The following is a 1,368-nucleotide window of genomic DNA, read 5'->3' on the forward strand; positions in this document are numbered from 1 at the left end:
GCACGCCCAGCTCGCGGCCACGCCCCATGCTCGCGGCGGGCGCGCAGTGCGCGGCCTCCAGGAACACGGCGGTGGTGTCGTCGGTGACGCGGGTGTCGAAGCCGCCCATCAGGCCGGCCAGCGCGATCGGGCGGTCGGCGTCGGTGATGAGCAGGAAGCTGTCGTCCAGCGTCGCGTCGCGACCATCGAGCAGCTTCAGGGATTCACCGGCGCGCGAGCGACGCACGCCGATGCTGCCCTGCAGGGCGCCCAGGTCGAAGGCGTGCATCGGCTGGCCCAGTTCCAGCATCACGTACTGGGTGATGTCCACCAGCAGCGACACCGGGCGCACGCCACTGCGGCGCAGGCGTTCGGCCATCCACAACGGGGTCGCGGCACGCGCATTGATGCCCTCGATGACGCGGCCGACATAGCGCGGCGCTTCGGCGCCGGCGTCCAGTGCGACGGTCAGTTCGCGCGTGCCCACCGGCGCCACTGGCGCGGCCTCGAACGGCACCACTTCACTGGCGCACGCGGCGGCCACGTCGAAGGCGATGCCGCGAATGCTGAAGCAGTCGGCGCGGTTGGGGGTCAGCTTGATCTCGATGCTGGCATCGGGCAGGCCCAGGTACTCCACCAGCGACTGGCCGACCGGCGCATCGGCGGGCAGTTCGAACAGACCCGAGGCATCGCTGTCCAGGCCCAGTTCCTTGGCCGAGCACAGCATGCCGTTGGAGTCCACGCCACGCAGCTTGGCCGGCTTGATCGCCAGCATACCGATCTGCGCGCCCACCATCGCCAGCGGCGCGACCAGGCCCGGGCGCGCGTTCGGTGCGCCGCAGACGATCTGCAGGTGTTCGCCCTGCCCCGCGTCGACCTGGCAGATCTGCAGGCGATCGGCTTCGGGATGGCGTTCGGCCGAGACGATCCGCGCCACCACCACGTGGTCCAGGCCCACGCCGAGCGCGTCGACCGCTTCCACTTCCAGGCCGATGGCGGTCAGCACCGCGCCGAGTTCATCGCGCGAGACGGCGGTGGGAACGTGGCTGCGCAGCCAGTTTTCAGAGAATTTCATGGTGTCACCCTGGTGGGCCCGGCGCATGCGCCTGGGCCGTAATGGTCTTGGATCCAATCCCGCCGGGCATGGCCCGGCGTTACGCTGACGCGCTTACGCGAACTGCTTCAGGAACCGCACGTCGTTCTCGAAGAACGCGCGCAGGTCGTTGACGCCATACCGCAGCATCGCAAAGCGCTCCACGCCCAGGCCGAAGGCAAAGCCGGTGTAGCGCTCCGGATCGATGCCGACGTTGCGCAGCACGTTGGGGTGGACCATGCCGCAGCCGAGCACTTCCAGCCAGCGGGTGCTGCCGTCGGGCTGCTGCCAGGCGA

2 protein-coding genes are annotated in these 1,368 nt (G+C 69.7%); both read right to left on the reverse strand.

What is annotated here, in order from left to right; all coding sequences use genetic code 11:
* On the reverse strand, nucleotides 1-1,054 hold a 1,054-nt coding region (gene ytpR, locus ACXJKH_RS20530), incomplete at its 3' end, for a YtpR family tRNA-binding protein (RefSeq protein WP_457322142.1).
* Between the two features lie 93 nt (nucleotides 1,055-1,147).
* A partial coding sequence (locus tag ACXJKH_RS20535; protein WP_457322144.1) for a tRNA ligase subunit PheS family protein occupies nucleotides 1,148-1,368 on the reverse strand: 221 nt, incomplete at its 5' end.

Source organism: Stenotrophomonas sp. P5_B8 (genome assembly GCF_054049855.1).